Consider the following 22,073-nt stretch of genomic DNA (forward strand, 5'->3'; position numbering starts at 1 on the left):
GCGAGGAAGATCGAGATGGCATCCAGCATTCGCGTCCGCGCCACCACCAACGGCGACATCACCGAGGTGCAGGCGCTGATCCAGCACCCGATGGATACCGGCTTCGTCAAGGACGCCAAAGGCGAACTGATCCCGGCGCATTACATCCAGCAGCTGAAATTCGAATGTAACGGCAAGGACGTCTTCGTTGCCGATTGGGGCACCGCGGTCTCGAAGGACCCCTACGTCAAGTTCAGCTTCAAGGGAGCCAAGAAGGGCGACGATCTCAAGGTCTCCTGGACCGATAACAAGGGTGCGTCGGACACGACCACTGCGAAGATCTCGTGATGAAGGCCCGCACCACCATCCTGCTTGGTTCGTTGAGCGCCGCGCTCGTCGCGTTGGCCCTCACCTCTCCACGCGTGGTGGCGGCCGACAAGGTCGATCCCATCGCCGATGCCAAGGCGTTCCAGAACTTCTTCTTCCAGAAATTCCCTGATGTGAAGCACGAGGATTTCGTCAACGGTCCTTATTCCATGAACGAGGACATGAAGCGGCAGTGGCAGGAGAAGGAGGAATTCCCGCCCTACGAGTTTGCGCTCGACGCCGGCAAGGAGATGTTCGCCACCCCGTTCAAGAACGGCAAGACCTATGCGGACTGCTTCCCGAACGGCGGCATCGGCATCCGCCAGAACTATCCTTATTTCGACGAGAAGGAAGGCAAGGTCGTCACGCTGGAGCTGGCGCTCAACCGCTGCCGCGAGGCCAATGGCGAGGCGCCCTATTCTTACGTCAAGGACGAGATGGCCTCGCTCACGGCGTACATGGCCTTCACCTCGCGCGGCAAGCCGATGGACATCAAGATCCCCGACGATCCTCGCGCGCTCGCGGCATTCGAGAACGGCAAGCGCTATTTCTACACCCGCCGCGGCCAATTGAATTTCTCCTGCGCGAGCTGCCATGTGCAGAGCCCGGGTGAGCGCATCCGCGCCGAGATCCTGGCGCCGGCGCTTGGCATTCTGAACGCGATGCCGATCTACCGCTCCGAATGGAGCGGCATGGGCACCACCAGCCGCCGCTTCGTCACCTGCAACAGCCAGACCCGCGCGGTTCCGCTGGAGCCGCAGGCGGATGAATATCGCGACGTCGAATATTTCCTGTCCTACGTCGCCAACGGCCTGCCGATATCGGGACCGGGAGCGCGGCCATGAAGCTGTCACTCCCTTTCGTCCGGCTGCTTGCCTTGCTGCTTACCCTCGGGCTCGCGCCGGCGGCGCGCGCGGCAGATGAGGCAGACTACAAGGCGGCCTTTGCCGCCGCCGAGGCCGCCTCCAAGGAGGCCGCCGGCATGCGCAACCAATGGACCGTGACCGTCTCGACGCTGGCCGCCGCAAAGAAGGCGGCCGATGGCGGCGATTTCGACCGCGCCGTGGCCGCAGCCAGGGAGGCCGAGGCGCTGGCGAAGGCGTCGATCTTCCAGGCGATTTCCGAAAAAGAAGCCTGGAAGGCGATGGAAATCCGTTAGACTGTTCGCTTGTGCAACAGCCTTGCGACCGTGAGAGGGCGCGGAGAATTTCTGGATGGCGATCCGCCGCCGCGATTTCCTGAAGAATGCAGGCCTTGCTGCCGCATCGCTGAGCCTGCCGCGGCTTGCGCTCGGTGCTGAGGCTGCGAGCATTTACGACCTCGAACGGTTCGGCAATGCGCGCATCCTTCACCTCACCGACACGCATGCGCAACTCAATCCAGTCTATTTTCGCGAGCCCAGCGTCAATATCGGGATCGGCGAGATGGCGGGACGGCCGCCGCATCTGGTCGGCCGCGCCTTTCTCGACCGTTTCGGCATCAGGCCCGACAGCGCGGATGCCTATGCCTTCAGCTGCTTCGAGTTCGAGAAGTCCGCAGGCCGCTTCGGCAAGCTCGGCGGCTTCGCCCATCTGAAGACGCTGATCGACCGCTTGCGTGGCGATGTCGGCGAAAAACGCTCCGTGCTCGTTGACGGCGGCGACCTCTGGCAAGGCTCGGGACTTGCCAACATCATGCAGGGCCGCGACATGGTCGAGGCCGCAAACCTGCTCGGTGTCGAGGCGATGACCGGGCATTGGGAATTCACCTATGGCGAGCAGGCGCTGCGCGACAATCTCGCGCGCTTCAGGGGCGAGTTTCTGGCGCAGAACGTTTTTCTCACCGAGGAAGCCGCATTCAATGATGCCCCGGCCTTCGACAAGGCGACGGGACGCGTGTTCAAGCCCTCCGTGATCAAGGAGCTCGGCGGCCATCGCGTCGCGATCGTCGGCCAAGCCTTCCCTTACGTGCCGATCGCGCATCCCAAACGGTTCACGCCGGACTGGTCCTTCGGCATCCGCGAGGAAGAGCTCCAGAAGCATGTCGACGGCCTGCGCGGCACCGACAAGGTCGATGCGGTCATCCTGCTGTCGCATAACGGCATGGACGTCGATCTCAAGCTCGCAAGCCGCGTCACCGGTATCGACGTCATCCTCGGCGGCCATACCCATGATGCGATCCCGCAGCCCATCGCCGTGAAGAATGCGAGCGGCACGACGCTCGTCACCAATGCCGGCTCCAACGGAAAATTTCTGGCCGTGCTCGATCTCGCGCTCGACAAGGGCAAGGTCGGCGACGTCAAATATCATCTGCTGCCGGTCTATTCCGAGCTGTTGAAACCCGATCCCGGGATGGCCGAACTGATCGGCCGGTTGCGGGCACCCTTCGTCACCGACTGGTTGGAGAAGATCGCGACGCCCGATCGCCTGCTGTATCGACGCGACAATTTCGCCGGCCCGGTCGACGAGCTGATCTGCAGCGCGCTGCGCACCGAGTTCGACGCCGAGATCGCGCTGTCGCCGGGCTTCCGCTGGGGCGTCACCGGACTGTCCGGCCAGGCACTGACGATGGAGGATTTGCTCGCGGAAACCGCGATCAGCTATCCCGAGACCTATGTGCAGGAGATGACCGGCGCGGAGATCAAGGACGTGCTGGAAGACGTCTGCGACAACCTCTTCAATACCGATCCCTATTACCAGCAGGGCGGCGACATGGTGCGCGCCGGTGGGCTCAGCTACACCTGCACGCCGACGGCGACGATCGGCAGCCGGATCTCGGAGCTGAAGCTCAATGGCGGCAAGGCGCTCAGTGCCAGCCACCGCTACAAGGTCGCGGGCTGGGCCTCGGTCAACGGCCAGCAAGGCGCGCCGGTGTGGGATGTGGTGGCAAAATATCTGCGCTCGGGCCGGATGTTTCAGGAGCGGCTCGGCTCCGGCGTCACGCTAAAGGGCGTCGAGGGTAATCCGGGCATCGCAGGACAGGGATGATGCGGTCGCAAACCCTATCCGCGATGCTGCTGGCGCTGTTCGCCTGGGCGGCGATGCCACCCGCTTTCGCGCAGCAGGTGCCGCTCCAGGACAAGCCGTTCGCCGAGCACAAGATCGTGCTGCAGCTCTCCGATGGCGATGCCAGGAAGCAAGCTCTGGTGCTCAGCGTCGCCAACAATTTGCTGAAGGCCTACGACCCCGACAAGGTCGCAATCGAGGTGGTGGCGTTCGGTCCCGGCATCGACCTCCTGTTCACCGGCAGCGAGCGCCGCAAGCAGGTCGAGAGCCTGATCGCGCAAGGCGTACGCTTCGACATCTGCCTCAACACTGTCGACACGATCGAGCGGGAGACCGGCAAGCGGCCGGAGTTCATCCCTGCCGCTACGCCGGTGCAGGTCGGGGTCGGGCAGATCCTGTTCCTCAGCGAGAACGGATACACGGTGGTGAGGCCCTGAGCCTTTTGTCGGGGCGAAGCGTCGCGGCATACTCGGTGTCATCGCCGGCGAAGGCGGGCGATCCAGTACTCCGAGACCGCGAGGGGTACGGGAGGGCGCGGCGTACTGGATTCCCCGCCTTCGCGGGAATGGCAGCCGTGGCTAGGTGACGCCCACCCGCCCGTCACAGGAATAAAAATCTTCCAAATTTTCTTGCTTACACAGTGAATTGCTTCTCTTGTAAGCCCGAAATGTAATAGAATCTCGGGGTAGTTCACGCCGGGTCTTGCCATGATCTTCCGCCAGCTCTTCGACAGTGTTTCGGGCACCTACAGCTATCTCCTGGCGAGCCGCGCCGGCGGCGAGGCGCTGATCCTCGATCCCGTGCTGGAGAAGGTCGACCGCTACTGCCAGCTCCTGCGCGAGCTCGATCTCAAGCTGGTCAAGGCCGTGGACACCCATCTGCACGCCGACCACGTCACCGGCCTCGGCGAGCTGCGCGACCGCACCCATTGCATGACCGTGATGGGCGACCAGACCAAGGCCGACGTGGTGGCGATGCGGGTTGCCGACGGCGACAAGGTGACGATCGAGGGCCTGTCGCTCGACGTGATGTACACGCCCGGCCACACCGACGACTCCTACTCCTACTTGATGGGCGACCGCGTCTTCACCGGCGACACGCTGCTGATCCGCGGCACCGGCCGCACCGATTTCCAGAACGGTTCGTCGCGCGCGCAGTACGATTCGATCTTCAACCGCCTGCTCAAGCTGCCCGACGAGACCATGGTGTTCCCGGCGCATGACTACAAGGGCGACACCGTCTCCACCATCGGCGAGGAGAAACGCTACAATCCGCGGCTCCAGGTGCGCTCGGTCGACGACTATATCGAGCTGATGGCCAATCTGAAGCTGCCCAATCCGAAGATGATGGACGTCGCGGTGCCCGCCAACATGCATGTCGGCCTGCACCAGGAGGAGCTGGAGAAAGAGGGCCGCGTGCTCCGCGCCGTCGAGGCGATCCGCAGCCTCGGCCGTCCCGATATCCTGCTGGTCGATTTGCGCGAGACCAATGAGCGGATGAAGCACGGCATGCTCGAAGGCGCGCTGCATACACCCTATCCGTCCGTTGAGGACAGCCTCAAGCCCGGCGGCATGCTGCGCGAGGTCGCGGCCGCCACCGGTCGCCGCGTCGTGTTCTTCTGCGCCTTCGGCGAACGCTCTGCGATGGCTGTCGCCGCCGCCAAGGAGGCCGGGCTCACCAACACCGCCCACATCGCCGGCGGCATCGATGCCTGGAAGAAGGCCGGCGGGCCGGTGGTGCACTGACCGCCTTGAGATAAGTCAGGAACTGCACATATCTTCCGGATAGGTTTGGGCGCAGCATCACTGTCCGGGACCAGCCATGGCCAAGATCGGCAAGCCGAGCGCGCCGCCCAAAATTGCGGACGACGCGCCAGCAAAAGACAAGGCGAAGAAGCCTCAGCCTCCGCGCGACACCGAAGACGATGATTACGAAGACGGCGACATCGCGACACCAAAGCGCGACCGCTACGGGCCGGACGACGAGCCGTTTTGAGGGGCTCGTCTCTTGCCACGCTCTCAACTGTCGTCCTGCCCCGCGCTACTGCCATGCGCCTGCGTTCATGGACAAATAACCGCTCTGCCCGATAGTTTGCGCGTCTCCAAAGGACGTGAAACGGAACTGCAATGGTCGACGTTCTCGCCGCACCGCAGCAAGGCAAGGCGGACAGCGCGCTACGCACGCTGACGGGAATTTCGATCGCGCATTGGGTCAGCCATTTTCATCTGCTGGTCCTGCCGATGCTGTTTCCCTTCCTCAAAAATCAACTCGGCGTCGGCTACGTCGAGCTCGGCTTCGCGCTGACCGTGTCGGCCGTGGTGTCGGGGCTGACGCAGGCGCCGACCGGCTATCTCGTCGACCATTTTGGCGCGCGAAAGATTTTGCTGGGCGGCCTCACCCTCGGCGGCCTCGCGCTGATCCTGCTTGGCCTGCATCTCAGCTACACCTCGCTGATCGCCTGCGCCGTGCTGCTCGGGCTCGCCAACAGCGTCTACCATCCCGCCGATTACGCCATCCTCGCCGAGCACATGGACGAAGCGCGGATGGGCCGCGCCTTCTCGATCCATACCTTTGCCGGCTATTTCGGCGGCGCGGTGGCGCCGGCGATCGTCGCCGCGATGGTCATCGTGTCAGGCGGTGTCGGTGCGCTGATCGCATCGGGCGTGATCGGCGTTCTGGTCGCGGTGTTGCTGGTGACCATGAACATTCCCGATGCCGGCGCGCACAAGACCAAGCCAGGCACCGAGAACGCACCCAAACAGGCCGTGATCACGCCGGCGCTGATCACGCTGACGGCACTGTTCATGCTGCTCAGCCTGTCGGTCGCCGGCATCAACAATTTCGGCGTGGTGGCGCTGATGAGTGGCTATGGCGTGACCTATTCCGCGGCCAATGTCGCGCTCACCGCCTTCCTCGGTGCAAGCGCCGCCGGCGTGCTCGCGGGCGGCTTTCTTGCCGACCACACCGAGCGCCACGGCTATGTCGCCGCCGCCTGCTTCGCCGCGAACGCGGCGATCGTGCTGCTGATCGCGCTGGTCACGCTGCCGGGCTGGGCGCTGACCGCCACGATGGCGGCCGCGGGATTCCTCTCCGGCGTGATCGCGCCTTCGCGCGACATGCTGGTGCGCAATGCAGCACCTCCCGGCGCGGCGGGGCGCGCCTTCGGCATCGTCTCCACCGGCTTCAATCTCGGCGGCATCGTCAGCCCGCTGTTGTTCGGCTGGATTATGGACCAGAGCGCGCCGCATTGGGTGTTCGGCGCATCCGTGATCTTCATGGTCGCGACGGTGGTGCTGTCGCCGTTCACGGAGCGGAAGCGGCAAATCGCGGCTTGAGCAACAAACTCAATTGTCGTCCCGGCCTAGTGCGCAATTGCGCATAGGGGCCGGGGGTCCATAACCACGAATCGGAGTTGTGGCGCAAAGCTGCCAACTCCAAGTCTTCGCCAAACTAAAAATCGTGGTTATGGATCCCGGCCTTCGCCGGGATGACAGTTGTGATTGGGTTGGCTGAAGTGGCCCCTTACGTCGGCGACACCGCGCTATTCAGCGGCGCTGCCTGCGGAGCAGCTCCACCGGTCAGCCTGGCCTTTTCCGTGTTGGGCCAGAGCAGGAGCAGCCCGAGCGCACCGGAGCCGACCATGATCGCGGCGTTGATGGTGAAGCCGGTCATGTAGCCGTCGAGCATGCTGCCGGCGCGCTGGATTACGCTGCCCATCACGAGCGGCGCGATGATGCCGGAAAGCGTATAGAGCGCACCGTAGATCGCGAGAACCGCGCCGCGCTGCGACGTCGGCGTGAACTCGCCGAGCATGGGCGGGCAGACGACGTAGATCGCGCCGCACAGGCCGGAGCCGACCACGAGCAGGGCGATCTGGAGGCCGGCACCTTGGACGTGCGGCATCATCGCGAGGATCAGGCCGCCGACGATCAGCGGCACAGAGCCGAGCACGCCGCGGGAGATCCGCGACGTGTAGCCGCGTGCCAGCATCACCTGCGAGATCCAGCCCGTGAGAATGACGATGGTCGCCCCGAACACCCAGGGCAGGATCGAGACGAAGCCCGCCTGAGACTGCGAGAAGCCGAGGCCCTTGACGATGAAGGGCGTGAACCAGGTGAGCCCGAGCGACAGCGCCCAATAGGCGCCGAAGGTCGCGGTCACACAGCCGATGAAAGTGCGCGATGTCAGAAGCTGGAGATAGGGTATTTTCGGTTCGATCACGGCCGATGCGTGGGTGTCCAGCGGGCCTTCCTTGCCGAGTGCGAGCCAGGCGGCGACCCAGATCAGGCCGACGATTCCAAGCGCACCGAACGCATAGTGCCAGGAATGATTGACGATGATCCAGTTCAGCGCCGGGACCGCCAGGATCACGCCAAAGGCCGAACCTTGCGACAGGATTGCGGTCGGCATCGTGCGCTTCTCGTCGGGGAACCATTTGTAGACTGCGTGCATCGCCACCGAGGCCGCCGGGCCTTCGCCGGCGCCGAGCACGATGCGGCAGATCAGGAGTGTGGTGAAAGAGACGGTGCCGACCATCGGAAACTGCGTCAGCGCCCAGATCACCGCGAGCGTCAACAGCACCCAGCGGGTCGGTACCTTGTTGACGATGAAGCCCACCACGATCGCCGAGATCGAGAACAGGAAGAAGAACGACGAGCCGAGCAAACCGAACTGCTCGGGCTCGAGCTTCAGCTCGGTCATGATCGGAACGCCCGCGAGACCGACGACGATCTTGTCGGCGAAGTTCACCAGCATGAAAAGAAACAGGAGAAATGTAACGGTCCAGGCGCCCTTTGGCGTTTGCTGTTGCGTTTGCTTTTGCGTTTCCTTCGACGTTTCCTTGGACATCCCCGTCATCTTGCCCGCCGCGGGCTGCGTTGCCTGAGCGCTCATCGTTCTCCCCGTCGTCCCTTTTTGGCACTTTTTTGATGTGGTCCTCTTAGGAGCTAACAACGGCTTCAATACCAACGCAACCCGGCATTTCCGCAGCAAGTGTGCTACGCAGCAATTCCGCTAATTCCGTCCGGCGCCATTCATCGTGCTGAGCATCCGAAACCTCTCCAAGACGTTCTCTTCGGCCGGTGAGCCGGTCCATGTCCTGCGCGGCGTCGATCTCGATCTCAAGGCCGGCGAACGCGTCGCACTGACCGGCGAGTCCGGCAGCGGCAAGAGCACACTGCTGCACCTGATCGCAGGGCTCGATGCCGCCGATGGCGGCACGATCCGACTGGAAGACACGGAGGTCACCAAATTGTCCGATGCGGGACGCGCGGGCCTGCGGCGCGACCGGATCGGCCTGGTGTTTCAACAATACAATCTGATCCCGAGTCTGTCGGTCGGGGATAATCTGGTGTTTCAGGCACGGATCGCCGGCCGGTACGACGAGGCTTGGTACAAGGAGCTGATCGAGCGTCTCGGGCTTGGCGGCCTGCTCAAGCGTTATCCAGAACAATTGTCGGGCGGACAGCAGCAACGGGTCGCGATTGGCCGGGCCCTGGCGACGAAGCCGTCGTTGCTGCTGGCGGACGAGCCGACCGGCAATCTCGACGAGGCCACCGCCGAGGACGTGCTGGCCTTGACGCGCGACCTCGTCACGCGCACCGGCTGCGGCTTTCTGATGGTGACGCACAGCCTGCATCTGGCCGCCGCACTCGATCGCCACGTCAACCTGCATGCCGGGCGGATCGCATGAGGCGCGCGCTCTGGGTCCTCGCCGTGCTGCTCAGCCATTGGCGGCGCCACAAGATGCAGTTCGCGACGCTCCTGATCGGGCTGATCGCGGCGACTGCGCTGTGGAGCGGCGTGCAGGCGATCAACCAGCAGGCCCGCAGCGCCTATGACCGCGCCGCGGCAACCTTCGGCGGCGCGCGCACGCCGATGCTGGTCGCGCCTGATGCCGCGACTTTTCCGCAGGAGCTGTTCGTCAAGCTGCGCCGCGCCGGCTGGCCGGTCTCGCCGATGCTGGAGGGACGGGTCCAGGTCAACGGGCGCTCGGTCCGGCTGCTCGGCATCGAGCCGGTGACGCTACCGGTCGATGTCGGCAACGCACCGCGCCTCGGCGCCGCCGATCTGAGCAGCTTCGTGGCGCCGCCGGGCCAGACGCTGGTGGCAAAGGAAACGTTGACCGACTTGCAGGAGCGGGAAGGCGCAGCGCCGCCGATCAGCAACGGCGCAATACTGCCGCCGCTGCGCGTGCTGCCGCAGCTCGTGCCCGACGTGCTCGTGGTCGATATCGGCGTGGCGCAGCGGCTGCTGAACAAGCCGGACCAGATCTCGCGGCTTCTGATCGGCAAGCCCAAGGGCAAGCCCGCGCCCTTAGCGAGCGTCGTCGGCGACCGCTTACAGCGGGTTGAGCCGGATGCGGAGACCGAGCTGGAGCGTCTCACCGACAGCTTTCACCTCAACCTCACCGCGTTCGGCCTGCTGTCGTTCTTCGTCGGTCTTTTCATCGTCAATTCAGCCGTCGGCCTCGCCTTCGAGCAGCGGCTGCCGATGCTGCGCACGCTGCGGGCCTGCGGTGCCTCGGCACGACTGGTCAACACCGTGCTGGTGGTCGAGCTCGTGGCGCTGTCGCTGGTCGCAGGCCTGATCGGGCTCGCCTGCGGCTATTTCATTGCAGCCGCGCTCTTGCCCGACGTCGCAGCATCCCTGCGAGGGCTCTACGGCGCGCAAATCCCGGGGCAGCTCAGCTTGCGTCCCGAATGGTGGCTCGCCGGGATCGGCATCAGCATTGTGGGCGCGCTTGTTGCCGCGGCGACCAGCCTGATCAAGGCTGTCAGGATGCCGGTGCTGGCGACCGCGCAGCCGCGCGCCTGGCAACAGAGGCAGAGCCGTTGGCTGATCCTGCAGAGCGGGGCTGCCTGCGCCGTGTTCGCCGTCGCGCTGTTGCTGCTCCAGTACGGGCAATCGCTGATCGCGGGCTTTGGCGTGCTGGCAGCGCTGATGCTCGGCGCGGCGTTGATCTTGCCGGCCTTCCTCGACATCATCCTGCAAACCGGGCAGCGTTTCGCGCGAAAACCGCTCGCGCTGTGGTTCTGGGCGGACAGCCGGCAGCAGCTCTCGGGATTGTCGCTGGCGCTGATGGCGCTGCTGCTCGCGCTCGCCGTCAATGTCGGGGTGTCCACCATGGTGGAAACGTTCAGCCGCACCTTCATCGGCTGGCTCAACGGGCGGCTCGCAGCCGACGTCTACATCAGCGCCTCCGACAATGCGAAAGGCGTCGCGATCCGCAACTGGCTGAAGGAGCGCAGCGATGTCCAGGCGATCCTGTCGGGCGGACGTGCCGAGGCGCAGGTGCAGGGCCAGCCGGTGGAACTGCTCGGCCTGCCCGATCACGCGCTCTATCGCGAGCGCTGGCCGCTGCTCGAAGCCGCACCCGGTGCCTGGACACAACTCATACCCGGCAATGCCGCTTTCATCAGCGAGCAGCTGAGCCGCCGCCTCAACGTCCGCGTCGGTGACGTCGTTGACGTCCCGGCGCCGGGCGGGACCTGGGAGCTCGACATCGTCGGCATCTATGCCGACTACGGCAACCCCAAGGGACAGCTGGCGGTGAATGTCGCGGCGCTGATCCGGCATTTTCCGCAGACGCCGCAGACGCGCATCGGTCTCATCGTCGCGAAGGAGAATATCCCCGGTCTGATCGCGGCGCTGCAGAAGCAGTTTGCGCTGGACGACCGCAGCGTCGCCGACCAGGCGACGGTGAAGGCGGAATCGATCCGCATCTTCAACCGGACCTTTGCGGTGACCTCGGCGCTGAACGCCTTCACCCTCGGCGTCGCCGGGATCGCGCTTCTGACCAGCCTTCTCACACTGGCGAACTCGCGCCTGCCGCAGCTTGCGCCGCTCTGGGCGATCGGTATCACGCGGCCACGCCTTGCCGCGATCGAATTGACCAAGACGCTGTCGGTCGCGCTGTTCACGTCTCTGCTGGCGGTGCCGCTCGGGCTGCTGGTGGCGTGGTGCCTGATCGCGATCGTCAATGTGAAAGCGTTCGGCTGGCGGCTGCCGTTCCATGTATTTCCGTTGCAACTGGTCGAGCTGGTGGCAGTCGCGCTGTTCGCCTCGTTGCTTGCCACCCTGCCGCCGATGATCCGACTTGCCCGGATGCAGCCGGCGAGCCTCGTCAAGGTGTTTGCCAATGAGCGCTGATGGGATTTCGCGGCGCACCTTCGCCGGCGGCATCGCCGCGCTCGCGGCAGTCCGCCGCGCAGGCGCGCAAGGCTATGCCGGGCTCGGCGAGACAGCCGACGGCTTTGCCAAGGTCACGCCGGGGAAGACGTTCGCCTTTCCGGACGATCACGGGCCGCATCCGGAGTTTCGCATCGAATGGTGGTATCTCACGGCGAACCTCGTCGATGCCAGCGGCGCGGCTTGCAGCCTGCAATGGACGCTGTTCCGACAGGCGACGCAGCCGGGGCCGCAGGGCGAAGGCTGGGCCAATCAACAGGTGTGGATGGCGCATGCCGCGGTAACGCGCGCCGACACCCACCGCTTCAACGAGCTGTTTTCCCGCGGTGGTGTGGGACAGGCCGGAGTCACGGCGAAACCGTTCTCGGCCTGGATCGACGATTGGGAGATGAACGGATCCGAGCGCACCGAAGATCGCGCTTTAGCGCCGCTGACGCTGAAGGCCTCGGGCGCCGACTTCAGTTACGTGCTGACGCTCGAGGCCGATCGTCCGGTGGTGTTGCAGGGCGCCGGCGGCTACAGCCGTAAATCGGAGCGCGGTCAGGCCTCCTATTATTACAGCCAGCCGTTCTATCGCGCCCGCGGCACGCTCACCATCGACGATAGGACGGTCGATGTTTCCGGCCAGGCCTGGATGGACCGCGAATGGAGCAGCCAGCCACTCGATGCCGACCAGACCGGCTGGGACTGGCTGTCGCTGCACCTGTCATCCGGTGACAAGCTGATGCTGTACCGGCTCCGGCAGAAGGACGGCAAAGATTATCCGTTCGGCAACTGGATCAGCGCGATGGGCGAGACGCAGATGATCGCGGGCGACGACATCCAGATGATGCCGAAAGCGACGGCTGAGGTCGCGGGACACAAGCTCCCGGTGGAATGGCAGATCGCGATCCCCTCGCGGTCGTTCTCGATCCAGTGCAAGCCGCTCAATCCACAGGCGTGGATGGGGACCGGTTTTTCCTATTGGGAAGGGCCGATCAGCTTTGCCGGTACGCATGACGGCGTTGGCTATCTCGAGCTGACCGGGTATTGAACCGGGACCTCTTCGAAGGGACTAGCGATGCATCACCTCACCGCCCTCGTCACGCTGCTGGCGATCCTGTTCTACTTCTTCACCTCCATCAACGTGTCGCGCTCGCGCACCAAAACCGGCGTCAAGGTGCCGGCAATGTCGGGCCATCCGGATTTCGAGCGCGCGTTCCGGATCCAGATGAACACGCTGGAATGGATGCCGATCTTCCTGCCGTCGCTCTGGCTTTTCGCGATTTACATCGGCGATTCCGGCGCAGCGGCGATCGGCGCGGTCTGGATCGTCGGCCGCATCGTTTACTTCATCGGCTATTCGAAGGCCGCCGCAAAACGCGGCCCGGGATTTTTTATTCAGGGTATCGCGGCCATTGCGCTGTGGGCGGGGGCGCTGGGGGCGGCGGTGCTGCGACTGGTGTGAGGCAGCCGACATACGGCCACTTGCCCCGCCGTCGTCCTGGCGGAGGCCTGGACCCATAACCACAGGACACGGTTATGGGCACGATGGCGGCGACAGCTTGTTTCAACAAGCGGCTGTCGGGGTAATGGGTCCTGGCTTTCGCCAGGACGACATAGAGATCCTCACTTCGTCAGCGGGCAGCCGCTCTCCTTGGCAGTGAAGAACGCCTTCTCGCCGGGAACGACCGCGAGCTGCTTGTAATAGTCCCAGGGCTTCTTCGATTCCGCGGGCTTCTTGACCTCGAACAGATACATGTCGTGGACCATGCGGCCGTTCTCGAGCACCTTGCCGCCTTGCGCGAAGTCGTCGTCGACCGGCAGCTCCTTCAGCTTCTTGGCGACCGCATCCGGATCCTTGGACCCGGCGGCCTTGACCGCCTTGAGATAGCTCAGCGTCGCCGAATAGGTGCCGGCCTGGATCATGTTCGGCATCCGGCCGGTGCGCTTGAGAAAGCGTTCGCCGAGATGGCGCGTGCGGTCGTTGATGTCCCAGTAATAGCCCTCGGTCAGCACCAGGCCTTGCGCGGCCTGCAAGCCGAGGCCGTTCACTTCGGCGAGCGTCATCAAGAGGCCCGCGAGCTTCTGGCCACCGGAGACGATGCCGAACTCGGACGCCTGCTTGATCGAATTGGTGGTGTCGAGGCCGGCATTGGCAAGGCCGACGATCTTCGCCTTCGAGCTCTGCGCCTGGAGCAGGAAGGAGGAGAAGTCCGAGGAGTTGAGCGGCACGCGCACCGAACCGAGCACCTTGCCGCCATTGGCGGTGACGATCTCGCTGGTGTCCTTCTCCAGCGCGTAGCCGAAGGCGTAGTCCGCGGTGAGGAAGAACCAGCTGTCGCCGCCGGCCTTGGTCAGCGAGCCGCCGGTGCCGACACCGAGCGCGCGGGTGTCATAAGCCCAGTGGAAGCCATAGGGCTGGCAGGCATCGCCGGTGAGGCGCGAGGTCGCAGCGCCGACGACGATGTCGATCTTCTTCTTTTCCTTGGAAAGCTCGTGGATCGCGAGCGCGACCGATGAGGTCGTCAGCTCCGTGATCATGTCGACGTTCTCGACATCGTACCAGCGGCGCGCGATCGAGGTCGCGAGATCCGGCTTGTTCTGGTGGTCGGCGGTGACGAGCTCCACCTTCTGGCCCAGCACCTCGCCGCCGAAATCCTCGATCGCCATCCGGGCGGCCTCGACCGACCATTTGCCGCCGTAATCGGCGTAGACGCCGGACTGGTCGTTGAGGATGCCGATCTTGACGCCTTGCGCAGAGGCCGGCGCGGCCAGCAGCAAAGCCGAAATTGCGACAGCGGCCAAAAGTGCTGATTTCATCTGTTAGCTCCCAGCAGTTTTCTGTTTTGAAATCGCGCGGATACTAGTGAAGAACCCCGGCGGTGCCCATCCATTGCATGTTGGTCGTTAGTATGAAGGGCGTGCCAAGCAAACGGCGTCGTCCCGGCCTAGTACGCAATTGCGCACGGGGGCCGGGACCCATACCGCGGAATCCCTCGGTTGCGGTCGGTAGGAGTACCGAACGACGAATCTTCACTAAACCACGTTCGAGGGTTATGGGTCCCGGCCTTCGCCGGGACGACAGCGTGAATATTGAAGGGTCGGTGGCGCGCCATTTGATACTTATCAGCCCACCGCCTTCGGCTTCCCCTCGTTCTTCCCCTCGGCCAGGTTCCGCACCACCACATAGAAGATCGGCGTGAACAGAAGCCCAAACAGGGTGACACCGATCATGCCGAAGAACACGGCGACGCCGACGGCTTGCCGCATCTCCGAGCCCGAGCCGGACGAGATCACCAGCGGCAAGACGCCGAGGATGAAGGCGAAGGACGTCATCAGGATCGGCCGCAGGCGCAGGCGGCAGGCGTCGATCACGGCCTCCAGCCGCGGCTTGCCTTCTTTCTCGATGTCGCGCGCGAACTCGACGATCAGGATCGCGTTCTTTGCCGCCAGCCCCACCAGCACGACGAAACCGATCTGGGTGAGGATGTTGACGTCCTGCCCCATGATGCGCACGCCGATGGTGGCCGCCAACAGGCACATCGGCACGATCAGGATCACCGCGAACGGCAGGGTCCAGCTGCCGTATTGCGCGGCAAGCACCAGATAGACGAACAGCACGCAGATCGGGAATACGTAGAGACCCGCATTGCCGCCCGTGATCTGCTGGTAGGACAGATCGGTCCACTCGAAGCTGAAGCCACTCGGGAGGGTGTCGTCGGCGAGCTTCTTGATCGCGTTGAGCGCGGTGGTCGAGCTGGTGCCCGGCGCCGGCTCGCCCTGCAGCTCGGAGGCCGCGTAGAGATTGTAGCGCGCGACGCGGTCAGGGCCGGAAACGTCCTTGAACTCGACCACGCTGCCGAGCATCACCATGTCGCCGGAGGCGTTGCGCGTGCGCAACCGCGAGAGATCGCTCGGCTCTTTCCGGAACGGGAAGTCGGCCTGCGCGGTGACGTGGTAGGTGCGGCCGAACAGGTTGAAGTCGTTGACATAAGTCGATCCGAAATAGGTCTGGATCGTGTCGTTGATGCCGGCGATGGGAACGCCGAGCTTCTGCGCCTTGGTGCGGTCGATGTCGACGAAGAGCTGCGGCGTATTGGCCGAGAACGGCGAGAACACGGAGGGAGCGAGCAGCGAGGGCGATTTGCGCGCCGCGGCGACAAGCTCGTCAGTAGCCGCGGCGAGCATCTCCGGCCCACGGCCCTGGCGGTCCTGGATGCGGATGGTGAAGCCGCCACCGGTGCCGATGCCGGGCACGGCCGGCGGCGGAATCACGATGATGAAGGCACCCTGAATCGCGGCCAAGCGTTTGCGCAGCTCGACCGTGATGGCGTTCGCAGACAATCCTTTCTTGATCCGCGCCTCGGGCTCGTCGAACACTGGGAAGAGCGCCGCCGCGTTGCCGGCCTGCGTCCGCGTCGCGCCGGAGAAGCCGGCGAAAGCGGCCACGCGGATGATACCCGGCGTATCCAGCGCGATCCGCTCGATCTCGCGCACGACCTCGGTGGTGCGCGCCAGCGAAGCGGCGCCCGGCAATTGCACGGAGATGATGACGTAGCCGCGGTCCTGCGCCGGAATAAAGCCTTGCGACGTGGTGGCGATCAGCCAGCCGGCGCTGCCGATCAGCACGACGTAGATCAGGATCATCACCGCCGAATGCCGGATCACGAAATTGGCGAGGCCGGCGTAGCCATGCGCGAGACGGTCGAACACGCGGTTAAACACGCCAGTGAAAGCGTTCCAGCCGCGTGCAACAAGATTCCAGCGCGCGGGCGGCCGTTTCTCCTCGTGGGGGACGAGGAGAAGCGAGGCCAGCGCCGGCGATAGCGTCAACGAGCAGAAGCAGGAGATTGCGGTCGCGACCGCAATGGTGACGGCGAATTGCTGGAAGAACTGACCCGAAATTCCGCCCAGAAATGCGGTCGGGACGAACACCGCGCACAGCACCAGCGCGATCGACACCAATGCGCCGCCGACCTCCTCCATGGTCTTCAGCGCGGCATCGCGCCGGCTCATGCCATGCTCGAGATGCCGCTCGACATTCTCGACCACCACGATGGCGTCGTCGACCACGATACCGACGGCGAGAACGAGCCCGAACAGCGTGAGATTGTTGATCGAGAAGCCGAGCGCCGCCATCACCGCGAAGGTGCCGACCAGCGAAACCGGAATCGCGATGATCGGAATGATCGCGGGACGCCATCCCTGCAGGAACACCAGCACGACGACGACCACGAGCAACATGGCCTCGTAGATGGTCTTGATCAGCTCGTGGACGGACTGCGCGATGAACTCGGTCGGGTTGTAGCCGATATTGAAGTCGAGGCCTTTCGGAAAGGTCTCCTTCAGCTTCGTCATGGTGTCCGAAATGTTCTTCGCGGTCGCGAGCGCGTTCGATCCCGGCCGCTGCGTCACCAGCATGGCGACCGCCGATTTGCGCAGCAGGAAGCTGTTGGTGGAGTAGGCGAGAGCACCAAGCTCGATACGGGCGACGTCGCGCAGGCGCACCGTGCGGCCGTCGGAGCCGGCCTTGATCAGGATGTCCTCGAACTGCTTCTGGTCTTTCAATCGCCCGGTGAAGGTGAGGTTCGGCTGGAAGGCGCGGTCGGCGATCGGCGGTTCGGCGATCTGGCCGCCCGCGATCTGCACGTTCTGCGCGCGGATCGCGGCGAGCACCTCGGTTGCGGTCAGGCCGAGATTGGCGATCCGGTCAGGATCGAGCCATAGCCGCATCGAATAATCGCGCGCGCCGAAGATCTGGATGTCGCCGACGCCGTCGATCCGCAGCAGCTGATCGCGGACCTGGAGCAGCGCATAGTTGGAGATGTAGAGCTGGTCGAACGTGTCGTCGGGCGACAGCATGAACACGACCATCAGGATGTCGGGCGAGTTCTTGCGCGTGGTGACGCCGTTGCGCTGAACCTCTTCAGGCAAACGCGGCTGCGCGATCGCAACGCGGTTCTGCACCAGCACCTGGGCTTTGTCGAGATCGGTGCCGAGCTTGAAAGTGACGGTGATGGTGAGCTGGCCGTTCGAGGTCGCCTGGCTGTAGAGATACAGCATGTCCTCGACGCCGTTGATCTCCTGCTCGATGGGTGCGGCAACCGTGTCGGACACGGTCTGCGCGGAGGCGCCGGGATATTGCGTGGTGACGACGACGGTCGGCGGCACCACTTGCGGATATTCGGAGACCGGCAGCGTGGTATAGGCCAGCGCGCCGACGATCAGCAGCACGATCGACAGCACCATCGCCAGGATGGGCTGGTTGATGGAGAGACGGCCAAGATTCATGATTTGCCACCGGCGGGCGCTGGTGCCGTCTGCGGTGCGACCTTGGCACCGACGCGGGCGCGCTGGATGCCGTTGACGATGACGCGGTCGTCCGCCTTCAATCCCTCGCGGATCACGCGCAGGCCCTCGTCGAGCGGTCCGAGCGTCACGGGACGCGCCTCGACGGTGTCGTCCGGCTTGACCACGAACACGATCTTGCGGGACTGGTCAGTTGCGACCGCAACGTCGGGGATCAGCAGCGCTTCATAGGGCGCGCTGCCGATCAGTCTGATACGCCCGAACTGACCGGGCAGGATCGAAAGATCGGTGTTCTTGACCACGGCGCGGCTGCGCAGCGTGCCGGTGGAGACATCGAGGCGGTTGTCGAGGAAATTGATGCTGCCTTCACGGGATGGTTTCGTCTCGCCGGCGAGCGTCACCTGCACCGGGTTCGCCGTATCGCGCGAACTCGGGCGGCGGCCTTCGAACCACAGCTTGCTGTATTTGATGAAGGTCGCCTCATCCATGTCGAAATAGATATAGATCGGGTCGAGCGTCACGATCGAGGTGAGCAGCGTCGACGTTCCGGTATCGCTGCCCTGCACGAGATTGCCAGGGCTGACAAGGTGGCGGCTGACGCGGCCGGTCAGCGGCGCCGTCACATGCGTGAATTCGATATTGAGCTTGGCGACTTTGAGCGCACCCTCGGCCTGTGTTTCGGCAGCGTGCGCAGCCTGCAAGGCCTGACGGCGCTGATCGACCACCTGCTCGGAGACGGCGCTGGTCTGCACCAGGCTCAAACCGCGATCGAGCTCCCGCTTTGCAAGCTCCACCTTGGCACGGGCATCGGAAAGCTGCCCCTCGGCCTGCGTGGCCACCGCCTCGAACGGACGTGGGTCGATGACGTAGAGCAGATCGCCCTGACGCACGATGGCGCCATCCTGGAATTCGACAGAGTTGACGAACCCGCCGACGCGCGGGCGGACCTGCACCTCCTCCATCGCCTCGAAGCGGCCGGTGAACTCGTCCCAATCGGTGACGGTGCGCTTGACCGGTTGGGCGACGGTTACCGGCGCCGGCGGGGGAGCGCTCGCTTGCGAGGCCGGCTGGCCGCAACCGGTGAGCACGAACGCCGCGGCGAGAAGGCCGACGATGGCGTAAGGCCGAGGCGAAACGAAATCGTGCGTTTTGACAAATTGCTCGCTTCCGTCCGGTCCAGTCATCCCAGGTCCTCGCATCAAAGCCGCGGAAAAAGCAGGGTACGCCTGTACCCGCGGGCGCCACAAGATGGGTGGCAATGATGAACTCTTCAAGACCAAAGCGCAGGCAATGCTCGGAGGAATGCCCTGGCCGGATGACGGGTTGACAGGGCTTGTTGGCCTCTCCCCGTAAGCCGGGAGAGCAAGCGGAGAGTGCGTTAGCGTCTTCGCACATGACGGGCGGAGCCGGCTCGGCTAGATTGCTCCTCATAAAACAAGACGAATTGTCCGGGGAGGACAGGCGTGCACCAGGGACGTGTCGTTTACGGCGCCATCGAGGAAGTCGTGTTCGGCCACCCCGCGGCCGAGGCCGTGGTCGCCCAGATGGACCGGCTGGGGACGCGCCGCGCCTTCCTGATGGTCTCGGGCACGCTCAACCGGCAGACCGACGAAATCGCCAAGATCAAACAAGCCCTGGGCACAAATTGCGCGGGCGTCTTCGATGCCATGCCGGCGCACACCCCGCGCGAGGCGGTGATCGCCGCCACCAATGCGGCGCGCGAAGCGGGCGCCGACCTGATCGTCACCGTGGGCGGCGGCTCGATCACCGACGGCGCCAAGGCGGTGCAGCTCTGCCTCGCCAACGGCATCGACGATGTCGACGGCATCGAGCGTATCCGCGTGCACAAGGGCGTCGCGCCCGAGATGACGGCGCCGACCGTGCGTCAGATCAGCGTGCCGACCACGATCGCCGGCGGCGAGTTCAGCTCGATCGCAGGCGTCACCGACCGCACCGCCCATGTGAAACAGATGCTACGGCATCCGCTCAGCGTTCCGCGCGCGACCATCCTCGATCCCGCCATCACCGTGCACACGCCGGAATGGCTATTCCTCTCGACCGGCATCCGCGCCATCGATCATTGCGTCGAGGCGATCTGCTCGCGCGAGACGCACCCCTATGCCGACGCGCAATCGGTGAAGGGCCTCGCCATGCTCGCCGACGCGCTGCCACGGGTGAAGGCTGACCCTGCTGACCTCGACGCGCGAATGGATGCGCAGATCGGCACCTGGCTGTCGATGGGCGCGCTCGCCGCTGGCGTGCCGATGGGCGCGAGCCACGGCATCGGTTACGTGCTGGGCGCAGCCTTCGACGTACCGCATGGCTACACCTCCTGCGTCATGCTGCCGGCCGTGATGCGCTGGAATGCGCGCGACAATGCCGAGCGCCAGATGATCGTCGCGGCCGCAATGGGCTTTCCCGGCCACGCGGCAGCCGATGTGCTCGATGCCTTCATCCGCTCGCTCGGCATGCCGCGCAGCCTCGCCGATGTGCGCGTCTCGCCGGAGCATTTCGACGCCATCGCGGACGCTGCGATGCGCACGAACTGGATCCCGCGCAACCCGCGCAAGATCGACAGCCCCGCTCAAGTGCGCGAAATCCTGCTTCTTGCCGCATGATCCAAAGCCGGAGGACTGATGTACCCAGGTCAGCATGCCCGCCTGCGCCCACTCCAGCCCGCCTTCATCATGGCGACGACCGGCGAGGCCGTCACCTATCGCGAGCTCGATGCGCGCAGCAATCGGCTGGCGCACCTGTTCCGCAAGTATGGCCTGAAGCGGCTCGACCACTACTCGATCTTCATGGAGAACAATTCCCGCTACCTCGAAGCCTGCGGCGCGGGCGAGCGCTCCGGCCTCTACTACACCTGCATCAACTCGTTCCTGACGCCGGGCGAGTTCGCCTATCTCCTGGTCAACAGCCAGTCGAAAATCCTGATCACGTCGGTTGCGAAGCTCGATATCGCCCGCGAGGCGATCAAGGTCTGCCCCGACATCAAGCTGTGCATCGTCGCCGACGGCCCGGGCGAGAGCGAGCGCATCGTCGGCCTCACTGAGGTAACCGCCGACCTGCCGAAGACGCCGATCCCGGATGAATGGCTCGGCACCGCCATGCTGTATTCATCGGGCACGACGGGACGGCCAAAAGGGATTCTGCGGCCGCTTCCGGAGGAGCCGCCGAAACACAATCTGCCGTTGTTCGATTTCCTGACAAAGCTTTGGCACTACCGCGAGGGCATGATCTACCTGTCGCCGGCGCCGCTCTATCATTCGGCGCCGCAGGCCGCCGTGAACCTCACGATCCGCATGGGCGGCACCGCGATCATCATGGAGAATTTCGATCCCGAGCGTTACCTCCAGCTCGTCGAGCGGTGGGGTATCACTCACACCCAGTTGGTGCCGACGATGTTCTCGCGCATGCTCAAGCTGCCGGAGGAGGTGCGCACGCGCTACGACCTGTCGTCGCTCGAGATCGCGATCCATGCCGCCGCGCCCTGCCCCGCCCTGGTCAAGGACGACATGATCAAATGGTGGGGACCGATCATCCACGAGTACTACGGCGCGACCGAAGGCCTTGGCTTCACCGCCTGCGACAGCGCGGAATGGCTCGCCCATCGCGGCACCGTCGGCAAGGTCCTGCTCGGCGATCTCCACATTCTCGACGAAAACATGAAGCCATGCCCGACCGGCACGCCGGGTCAGGTCTGGTTCAAGACGGCCTCGCCATTCGAATATTTCAACGACCCGGAGAAGACCAGGGAAGCGCGCTCGGCCGACGGCAGCATGAGCACGGTCGGCGACGTCGGCTATGTCGACGAGGATCGTTTCCTTTATCTAACGGACCGCGCGACCTTCATGATCATCTCCGGCGGCGTGAACATTTATCCGCAGGAGTGCGAGAATCTGTTGATCACCCATCCGAAGGTTGCGGACGCCGCGGTGTTCGGCGTGCCCAATTCCGATCTCGGCGAAGAGGTGAAGGCGGTGGTGCAGCCGATGCCCGGGGCCGTGCCGGGCGAGGCGCTCGCCGAGGAGCTGATCGCGTTCTGCGGGGCGTCGCTGTCGCGGCAAAAGGTGCCGCGCTCGGTCGATTTCGAGAAGGAGTTGCCGCGGCTGCCGACGGGGAAGCTGTACAAGCGGCTGCTTCGGGACCGGTATTGGGGGAACAAGGCGTCAAGGATTGTGTGAAGGGCCGCTGTCGCCGGAGAAACTTCCCTCTCATCGTGAGAGACACCCCTGCGGCCTTCCGTCGTCCGAATTGCCG

The 22,073-nt window shown here is 64.5% G+C and carries 18 protein-coding genes; 14 read left to right on the forward strand and 4 right to left on the reverse strand.

Annotated features, from left to right (window positions below):
- The first annotated feature begins 15 nt into the window (after window positions 1-15).
- The 8 genes from soxZ (at window position 16) to IVB13_RS23945 (ending at window position 6,664) form a co-directional block, all read left to right on the forward strand.
- Window positions 16-327: a thiosulfate oxidation carrier complex protein SoxZ gene (gene soxZ, locus IVB13_RS23910; RefSeq protein ID WP_018455986.1), complete on the forward strand. Its 312-nt coding sequence runs from the start codon at window positions 16-18 to the stop codon at window positions 325-327.
- Window positions 327-1,190 (forward strand): sulfur oxidation c-type cytochrome SoxA, encoded by an 864-nt coding sequence (gene soxA, locus IVB13_RS23915; RefSeq protein WP_018455985.1) that lies wholly within the window; start codon window positions 327-329, stop codon window positions 1,188-1,190. The genes soxZ and soxA overlap by 1 nt, the downstream gene beginning before the upstream one ends.
- Window positions 1,187-1,504, forward strand: coding sequence for a hypothetical protein (locus IVB13_RS23920; RefSeq protein WP_018455984.1), 318 nt, complete (start codon window positions 1,187-1,189; stop codon window positions 1,502-1,504). Before soxA ends, IVB13_RS23920 begins: the two co-directional genes overlap by 4 nt.
- Window positions 1,505-1,559: 55 nt before the next feature.
- On the forward strand, window positions 1,560-3,311 hold the full coding sequence (gene soxB / locus IVB13_RS23925) for a thiosulfohydrolase SoxB (RefSeq protein WP_018455983.1): 1,752 nt from the start codon (window positions 1,560-1,562) through the stop codon (window positions 3,309-3,311).
- Window positions 3,308-3,766 (forward strand): hypothetical protein, encoded by a 459-nt coding sequence (locus tag IVB13_RS23930; RefSeq protein ID WP_018455982.1) that lies wholly within the window; start codon window positions 3,308-3,310, stop codon window positions 3,764-3,766. Before soxB ends, IVB13_RS23930 begins: the two co-directional genes overlap by 4 nt.
- 270 nt (window positions 3,767-4,036) lie before the next feature.
- Window positions 4,037-5,074, forward strand: coding sequence for an MBL fold metallo-hydrolase (locus IVB13_RS23935; RefSeq protein WP_018455981.1), 1,038 nt, complete (start codon window positions 4,037-4,039; stop codon window positions 5,072-5,074).
- A 76-nt stretch (window positions 5,075-5,150) separates the two neighbouring features.
- Window positions 5,151-5,324, forward strand: a complete 174-nt coding sequence (locus IVB13_RS23940) for a hypothetical protein (RefSeq protein WP_018455980.1) — start codon at window positions 5,151-5,153, stop codon at window positions 5,322-5,324.
- A gap of 131 nt (window positions 5,325-5,455) precedes the next feature.
- Window positions 5,456-6,664, forward strand: a complete 1,209-nt coding sequence (locus tag IVB13_RS23945; protein WP_018455979.1) for an MFS transporter — start codon at window positions 5,456-5,458, stop codon at window positions 6,662-6,664.
- A 187-nt stretch (window positions 6,665-6,851) separates the two neighbouring features.
- On the opposite strand, the gene IVB13_RS23950 is transcribed toward IVB13_RS23945, so the two are convergent.
- Complete coding sequence (locus IVB13_RS23950; RefSeq protein ID WP_247490740.1) at window positions 6,852-8,222, reverse strand: MFS transporter; 1,371 nt, start codon at window positions 8,220-8,222, stop codon at window positions 6,852-6,854.
- Between the two features lie 145 nt (window positions 8,223-8,367).
- Between IVB13_RS23950 and IVB13_RS23955 the strand changes: the two genes are divergently transcribed.
- The 4 genes from IVB13_RS23955 to IVB13_RS23970 are packed head-to-tail and all read left to right on the forward strand — an operon-like array spanning window position 8,368 to window position 12,966.
- A complete protein-coding gene (locus tag IVB13_RS23955) occupies window positions 8,368-9,021 on the forward strand; it encodes an ABC transporter ATP-binding protein (protein ID WP_018455977.1) in 654 nt (217 codons plus the stop codon).
- A complete protein-coding gene (locus tag IVB13_RS23960) occupies window positions 9,018-11,480 on the forward strand; it encodes an ABC transporter permease (protein ID WP_018455976.1) in 2,463 nt (820 codons plus the stop codon). The genes IVB13_RS23955 and IVB13_RS23960 overlap by 4 nt, the downstream gene beginning before the upstream one ends.
- Window positions 11,470-12,552, forward strand: a complete 1,083-nt coding sequence (locus IVB13_RS23965) for a lipocalin-like domain-containing protein (RefSeq protein ID WP_247295944.1) — start codon at window positions 11,470-11,472, stop codon at window positions 12,550-12,552. The genes IVB13_RS23960 and IVB13_RS23965 overlap by 11 nt, the downstream gene beginning before the upstream one ends.
- 27 nt (window positions 12,553-12,579) lie before the next feature.
- Window positions 12,580-12,966, forward strand: a complete 387-nt coding sequence (locus IVB13_RS23970) for an MAPEG family protein (RefSeq protein WP_247490742.1) — start codon at window positions 12,580-12,582, stop codon at window positions 12,964-12,966.
- A 161-nt stretch (window positions 12,967-13,127) separates the two neighbouring features.
- On the opposite strand, the gene IVB13_RS23975 is transcribed toward IVB13_RS23970, so the two are convergent.
- From IVB13_RS23975 to IVB13_RS23985, 3 genes are all read right to left on the reverse strand, one after another.
- Window positions 13,128-14,321 carry an ABC transporter substrate-binding protein gene (locus IVB13_RS23975; protein ID WP_026233063.1) on the reverse strand — a complete coding sequence of 398 codons (1,194 nt, stop codon included), beginning with the start codon at window positions 14,319-14,321 and terminating at the stop codon, window positions 13,128-13,130.
- A gap of 306 nt (window positions 14,322-14,627) precedes the next feature.
- On the reverse strand, window positions 14,628-17,792 hold the full coding sequence (locus tag IVB13_RS23980) for a multidrug efflux RND transporter permease subunit (RefSeq protein WP_018455972.1): 3,165 nt from the start codon (window positions 17,790-17,792) through the stop codon (window positions 14,628-14,630).
- On the reverse strand, window positions 17,789-18,994 hold the full coding sequence (locus tag IVB13_RS23985; RefSeq protein ID WP_018455971.1) for an efflux RND transporter periplasmic adaptor subunit: 1,206 nt from the start codon (window positions 18,992-18,994) through the stop codon (window positions 17,789-17,791). The genes IVB13_RS23980 and IVB13_RS23985 overlap by 4 nt, the downstream gene beginning before the upstream one ends.
- 279 nt (window positions 18,995-19,273) lie before the next feature.
- Between IVB13_RS23985 and IVB13_RS23990 the strand changes: the two genes are divergently transcribed.
- Together IVB13_RS23990 and IVB13_RS23995 are read left to right on the forward strand one after the other, a co-directional pair.
- Complete coding sequence (locus IVB13_RS23990) at window positions 19,274-20,428, forward strand: iron-containing alcohol dehydrogenase (protein WP_018455970.1); 1,155 nt, start codon at window positions 19,274-19,276, stop codon at window positions 20,426-20,428.
- A gap of 18 nt (window positions 20,429-20,446) precedes the next feature.
- Window positions 20,447-21,997, forward strand: coding sequence for an AMP-binding protein (locus tag IVB13_RS23995; protein ID WP_247295941.1), 1,551 nt, complete (start codon window positions 20,447-20,449; stop codon window positions 21,995-21,997).
- Window positions 21,998-22,073: the final 76 nt, after the last annotated feature.

It is taken from the genome of Bradyrhizobium sp. 17 (genome assembly GCF_023073515.1).
GTDB lineage: Bacteria > Pseudomonadota > Alphaproteobacteria > Rhizobiales > Xanthobacteraceae > Bradyrhizobium > Bradyrhizobium canariense_D.